Genomic DNA, 5,972 nt, shown 5'->3' on the forward strand with positions numbered 1-5,972 from the left:
TTTGTTCTCTTTTTTTATCTGTATTTTTCGTCATCATAAAAAACACCGCCCTTCTGATATTTATTATATCAGAAAAGTGGTTCCAACAATAGCAAAACCCTGCAAAAGCAGGGCTTTGTCTACAGTCTGCGGCGGCTTGAAATGTAGTATTTCAAGGCCGCCGTTCCGCGCCGCAAGGCCGATTGTAACGGTCTTGCTGTGACACCAGCGCAGTTATTAAGAAAAGGGTCAATATAAACCGTTAACCGCTTGGCTACTGGGCAAAAGACGGAGACGAGGAGCAAGTAGTACTTACCCGTATATGCCCTGAACAGCGATGTTATTTGAGAAGATGCTTTAGATCCTCTTCCGGCGTAGTGATGGGGGCAATTCCGAAGTTCTTTACGAGATAGTTCAGCACATTGGGCGAAACGAACGCCGGCAGCGTGGGGCCAAGGCGGATATTCTTAATCCCCAAGTACAGCAGCGTCAGCAGGATGCACACAGCTTTTTGCTCGTACCAAGAGAGCACCATAGACAGCGGCAGATCGTTTACACCGCAACCGAAAGCATCGGCAAGGGCAATGGCAATCTGAATAGCGCTGTAAGCGTCGTTGCACTGTCCGACATCCATCAGACGGGGCAGACCGCCGATGGTGCCGAGGTCAAGGTCGTTGAAACGATATTTGCCGCAGGCAAGGGTCAGCACTACGGTATCGGCAGGCGTCTGCTTGACAAACTCTGTATAGTAATTGCGGCCGGGGCGTGCACCGTCGCAACCGGCAACCAAGAAGAAATGCCGGATTGCGCCGGACTTGACAGCCTCGATGACCCGATCTGCCACGCCAAGCACTGTGCTGCGGGCAAAACCAGTCAGGACCGCGTTGCCGCCGTTAATGCCGGTGAAAGGCTTGTCCTCGGAGTAACCGCCCAGTTCCAAAGCCTTCTCAATCACCGGGGTAAAGTCCCTGTCCTCTCCGATGTGCATCATTTCGGGGTAAGATACCACCGCCGTGGTAAACACACGGTCAGCATAGCTTGCTTTTGGCGGCATCAGACAGTTGGTGGTGAACAGCACCGGCGCGGGAAGCTCCGCAAATTCCTTCTGTTGGTTCTGCCATGCTGTGCCGAAATTGCCCTTGAGGTGGGAATACTTTTTCAGCTCAGGATAACCGTGAGCGGGAAGCATTTCGCCGTGAGTGTAGATGTTGACGTCCTTGCCCTCGGTCTGCTCCAGAAGGAGCTTGAGATCGTGGAGGTCATGTCCGGAGATGACGATGAACGGTCCCTTTTCCACTGTCAGGGGTACGGTAACAGGCGTGGGCGTTCCATAGCTTTCGGTGTTGGCTTTGTCCAGAAGTGCCATGCACTTGAGATTTTTCTCACCAACCTCCATCACGATAGGCAGCAGCTCGTCCATGTCCCAATCCTCGCCAATGGCAAAGATCGCCTTAGCGAAGAAGCGATTCACGGCTTCATCGGCATAGCCCAGCACCATGGCGTGATGGGCGTAGGCTGCCATGCCCCGCACCCCGAAAAGAATGAGTGACTTGAGACTGCGCACATCTTCCTGCGCGTTCCAGAGCAAATTCATATCGTAATCATCATTCCGCCCACAACGAGAGCTGCAGCTGGAGCAGTTTGGTACCAGCCGTTCCTTTTCCGCGTGTACACGGTCGATCAGCTCGCGGATTGTCTTTTCGTTGAAGTTCACATTGGTGACAGTGGTGAACAGCCCCGTGATCATCAGCCGCCATGTGTCGGCGTTGACCGGGGTATCGCCGTCTGTGGCTCTGGCCAGCCCGATAAGTGCGCTCGTCAGCTCGTCCTGAAGTTTCGCCACATCGGCGGTCTTGCCGCAGACACCGGCCTTCCCGGTGCAGCCGGTGCAGCCCACTGTCTGTTCACACTGAAAGCAAAACATCTTGTTATCCATCTTGAAAGCCTCTCTTTCTTTAATCAAGTATATTTCCGTCCGTGGAAATGGTCATAACCTGCCACGGAATGAATTTTCCACTGTTCTGCAAAGCGGTTTTCGCTGCATACTCCAGTCCACCGCAGCAGGGAACCTCCATGCGCACGATGGTTACGCTCTTGATGTCGTTATTGCGAATGATCTCGGTGAGTTTTTCCGAATAGTCCACGCTGTCGAGCTTCGGGCAGCCCACCAAAGTGATATGTCCCTTAATGAACCGCTCGTGGAAAGCGGCATAGGCGTAAGCTGTGCAGTCGGCAGCAATAAGCAGCTTTGCACCGCCAAAATAAGGCGCATTCACGGGAACCAGCTTGATTTGTATCGGCCACTGGGAAAGACGGCTTTGCACCTGGGCGGGAGTAGCCGTAGCGCCGGACGGCTCTGTGTGCTGCATGGTTTTCATCCGTGTTCCGGGGCAGCCACCGTGAAGGTGCATCCCCTCCTGCTGCATCTTTTTCTGTTTATTGGCGAGTACCGCCTGTTCATCATATGCAGCAGCTTCACGTTCCACAAAGGAGATCGCCCCGGTGGGACAAGTGGGCAGACAGTCACCCAAACCGTCACAGTAATCGTCTCGCATCAGCTTTGCCTTGCCGTCCACCATGGTGATAGCGCCCTCGTGGCAAGCGGCAGCACAGGCACCGCAGCCGTTGCATTTATCTTGATCGATCTCAATAATTCTTCTTTTCATAACCGTGCCTCCTTGCTTTTTTAAGCATACTATACTATAATACAATCAACAAGTCGGTTGAATTTTCAACGAGAGAGGATTTTTATGAAAGATTTTTTATCCATTCTTCGGTCATCTCAGCTTTTCTCCGGCATTTCCGAGAATGAGCTTACATCCATGCTGTCCTGTCTTGGCACAAGAAAAGAGGATTTTCCAAAGAAAGCTTTTGTGCTGCGCGCCGGTGATACGGTAGGTTCGATCGGTATTGTGCTGTCGGGAAGTGTACTGATTATACAGGAGGATATTTGGGGAAACTGGAATATCCTTTCAAAAGCCGGACCGGGACAGACCTTTGCTGCCGTCTATGCCTGCGCTCCAGGTTCCAGACTGAATGTAAGCGTCATAGCGGAAACGCCTGTCACCGTAATGTTTTTGAATGTAAAGCGCATCCTAAATGTGTGCCCGTCTGCATGCTCACATCACAGCCGAGTAATCCGAAATCTTCTCAGTGAACTTGCCGAGAAAAATCTGCGGTTTAACGAAAAACTCACGCATATGGGACAGCGTACCACGCGGGCAAAGATCATGTCCTACCTTTCCGCAGAAGCACAGCGACTCGGAAAATACGAATTTGACATTCCTTTTTCAAGACAGCAGCTTGCGGATTATCTTGGCGTTGAGCGTAGCGGACTGTCGCTGGAGCTTGGAAAGATGAAAAAGGATGGTCTCCTCGATTATCACAAGAACCATTTTGTCTTGCGGTTATAACGCCTTAATTCCAGTAAAGGGATATCCTCACAGTTATGGCTTTTTGCATACTTAAGTTTATCGCTGGTTGGACAAGCGTAGCTATCAACATCAAGACAATTACAACAATCCAAATATTTGTCCAAGATGACTTTCGTGGCCAAGTTATTGGCACTCTGACAGCAATATCATATGTGATGCAATTTCTCTTCTATTTAGATCAGTTGAAAGAATTAGGCTTTTCCATTGATGTGAAACGCCCGCCTATTATGCCAGCACAACGCTTTCAGAAAAGGAAGTCGAAGAATTGACAGAAGATGAGCGAATCAAAAGAAGAAACGCTTTATTAGATGAACAGTTTGGATTTTAGGCTCCCAAGAATCGCTGTATGCGATAAGAAGGAGGCTATTATTTATGAAATTACCAAATGGTTATGGAAGTGTAACCAAGATGTCAGGGAAAAGACGAAATCCCTGGGTTGTAAGAAAAACAGACGGATATACACTTGATCCGGAAAAAGGGACAAAGAAACAGAATTATATTATCATCGGATATGCTTTGAAATATGATATCTGCAACAAAGATTATTCTACGTATGTCGATGTTGCAAAATATAAGGATCGTAATCCAAACAAACTTGACCGCAACAAATTCAGCAAAGAAGAAGTTGAACGTGTATGGACCATGCAGGAGGATCCCTATTATCAGATTGTTCTGATGCTTCTCTACAACGGCTGCCGTATCAGCGAATTTCTGGATCTTAAGAAAGAAAATGTCCATCTGGAAGATTGTCGGACATTCCGGAGCAATGACTCTTACAGAACGTGTCTACACGCATCTTGATGTTCGGATCTTGATCGATGCCGTAAACAAAATTGTGGAGGATAGAGAAAATGAAGAGGAAGGTATATAAACAGAAAAAAGCAGATATCAGGAGTATAAAAATCTTACTCGTATCTGCTTTTCTTATACCTCTCTGTTTCATCAAAAATCCGACCACATAGTTGCTGTGATTTTTGCTGCATACGTGATGCATACGCGCTACATATCCACAAAGTTCCACCACGTTTCTGAGCATCTCACTGGGATGCATGGGTAAAGAAAAACCCCAGAAACACAAGGTTTCTGAGGTTTTGTATACGTTTTGATCGTTCTTTTGATTATCTCTTTGAGAACTGAAATTATCGCTTGCTGAACTGCGGAGCGCGACGAGCGGCTTTGAGGCCGTATTTCTTACGCTCTTTCATACGTGGATCACGTGTAAGGAATCCAGCAGCTTTAAGAACTGGTCTATACTCGTTGTCTGCCTCAAGAAGGGCTCTTGCAACACCATGACGGATCGCACCAGCCTGTCCTGTGTATCCACCACCATGAACATTAACAAGTACATCAAACTTGCCTTCTGTTTCTGTAGCAACCAGTGGCTGACGAACGATAACTTTCAGTGTATCTAATCCAAAATATTCATCAATGTCTCTTTTATTAATAGTGATTTTACCGGTTCCAGGTACCAGATAAACTCTTGCAACTGATTTTTTTCTTCTTCCTGTTCCGTAGAATTTTGCGCTAGCCAATGTTTTCTACCTCCTCATTAAAATGTTAAAACTTCCGGTTTCTGAGCCTCATGTTTGTGTTCAGATCCCGCATAAACGAAAAGTTTCTTGTACATGGTTCTTCCAAGAGGTCCCTTAGGAAGCATTCCTTTCACTGCCAGCTCAACAACCTTCTCCGGTTTTTTAGCCATCATTTCTTTTAATGTAGTCTCTCTCATGCCGCCAACATAATCAGAGTGGTTGTAATAAACTTTCTGATCAAGCTTCTTACCTGTAACTTTGATCTTGTCAGCATTGATGATGATCACATAATCACCTGTGTCTACGTGAGGTGTAAACTGTGGTTTATTCTTTCCTCTTAAAACGCTTGCAACACCGGAAGCCAGACGGCCAAGGGTGCATCCAGCAGCGTCAACTACATACCATTTTCTTTCGATTTTATCTGGATTAGCCATATAAGTCTGCATGGTTTTACCTCCTGCTATTTATCAACGATTGTTTGTCAAACTGCGGTATCCCGCAAATATTTATAATCCTGAACGTACATGCAAAAAACTGCGGAAATGTCCGAAACCGCTGATAAATACTGTCGCCGGGGCTATTGGCTTAAGTATCTTCGCACTACGTCACATTGAGTAATTATATTATACCGGCAGCAGTATGTCAACTACTTTTTCGCCTTATGGATACAAAAATATGCATAAAATATAAGCAAAAATCAATCAAAAAACTGGATTCCCATAAGAGTCAGGCCTTTTGCCGGTGCGGTAGGCCCTGCTGCCACCCTGTCACAGGCATCCAGGATATCCTTGATCTTCTCTGGCGGATACTGACCATTACCGATCTCGATCAATGTACCGGAAATGATCCTTACCATATTGTAAAGAAATCCGGTTCCGGTTACCTGGATCGTTACCACATCTCCGTCTCGCCATACGTCCATTCCTGTAATGGTACGAATGGTTGTCTTTACCTGGGCCTTCGCCCCGCAAAAGCTGGCAAAATCATGACGTCCGATGAGAAAAGAAGTGGCTTCTCTCATCTTATC

General features: G+C 47.2%; 6 protein-coding genes and 1 pseudogene. 2 read left to right on the forward strand and 5 right to left on the reverse strand.

What is annotated here, in order from left to right; translation table 11 throughout:
- Positions 1-319: 319 nt before the first annotated feature.
- Both hcp and AB5916_RS17170 read right to left on the reverse strand, forming a co-directional pair.
- Positions 320-1,915, reverse strand: coding sequence for a hydroxylamine reductase (hcp, locus tag AB5916_RS17165; RefSeq protein ID WP_368192071.1), 1,596 nt, complete (start codon positions 1,913-1,915; stop codon positions 320-322).
- A gap of 19 nt (positions 1,916-1,934) precedes the next feature.
- Complete coding sequence (locus AB5916_RS17170; RefSeq protein WP_368192073.1) at positions 1,935-2,645, reverse strand: ATP-binding protein; 711 nt, start codon at positions 2,643-2,645, stop codon at positions 1,935-1,937.
- Positions 2,646-2,729: 84 nt separating this feature from the next.
- Between AB5916_RS17170 and AB5916_RS17175 the strand changes: the two genes are divergently transcribed.
- Both AB5916_RS17175 and AB5916_RS17180 read left to right on the forward strand, forming a co-directional pair.
- Positions 2,730-3,392 (forward strand): Crp/Fnr family transcriptional regulator, encoded by a 663-nt coding sequence (locus tag AB5916_RS17175; RefSeq protein ID WP_158420890.1) that lies wholly within the window; start codon positions 2,730-2,732, stop codon positions 3,390-3,392.
- A gap of 393 nt (positions 3,393-3,785) precedes the next feature.
- On the forward strand, positions 3,786-4,214 hold the full coding sequence (locus AB5916_RS17180; RefSeq protein WP_368192075.1) for a hypothetical protein: 429 nt from the start codon (positions 3,786-3,788) through the stop codon (positions 4,212-4,214).
- Positions 4,215-4,552: 338 nt separating this feature from the next.
- On the opposite strand, the gene rpsI is transcribed toward AB5916_RS17180, so the two are convergent.
- The 3 genes and pseudogenes from rpsI to AB5916_RS17195 all read right to left on the reverse strand — a co-directional run.
- On the reverse strand, positions 4,553-4,945 hold the full coding sequence (gene rpsI, locus AB5916_RS17185) for a 30S ribosomal protein S9 (RefSeq protein WP_158420892.1): 393 nt from the start codon (positions 4,943-4,945) through the stop codon (positions 4,553-4,555).
- 17 nt (positions 4,946-4,962) lie between these two features.
- Positions 4,963-5,391 (reverse strand): 50S ribosomal protein L13, encoded by a 429-nt coding sequence (gene rplM, locus AB5916_RS17190; protein ID WP_158420893.1) that lies wholly within the window; start codon positions 5,389-5,391, stop codon positions 4,963-4,965.
- A gap of 251 nt (positions 5,392-5,642) precedes the next feature.
- Positions 5,643-5,972: pseudogene (locus AB5916_RS17195) on the reverse strand (tRNA pseudouridine(38-40) synthase TruA); the annotation flags it as partial.

The sequence above is a fragment of the Blautia sp. 1033sp1_1033st1_G9_1033SCRN_220408 genome (assembly GCF_040929965.1).
In the GTDB taxonomy this organism is placed as follows: domain Bacteria; phylum Bacillota; class Clostridia; order Lachnospirales; family Lachnospiraceae; genus Blautia_A; species Blautia_A ammoniilytica.

Excerpts from the sequence above, each read along its gene's own strand:
- AB5916_RS17170 (WP_368192073.1), bottom strand. The coding sequence starts at position 2,645 with ATGAAAAGAAGAATTATTGAGATCGATCAAGATAAATGCAACGGCTGC.
- AB5916_RS17175 (WP_158420890.1), top strand. The coding sequence starts at position 2,730 with ATGAAAGATTTTTTATCCATTCTTCGGTCATCTCAGCTTTTCTCCGGC.
- hcp (WP_368192071.1), bottom strand. The coding sequence starts at position 1,915 with ATGGATAACAAGATGTTTTGCTTTCAGTGTGAACAGACAGTGGGCTGC.
- AB5916_RS17180 (WP_368192075.1), top strand. The coding sequence starts at position 3,786 with ATGAAATTACCAAATGGTTATGGAAGTGTAACCAAGATGTCAGGGAAA.
- rplM (WP_158420893.1), bottom strand. The coding sequence starts at position 5,391 with ATGCAGACTTATATGGCTAATCCAGATAAAATCGAAAGAAAATGGTAT.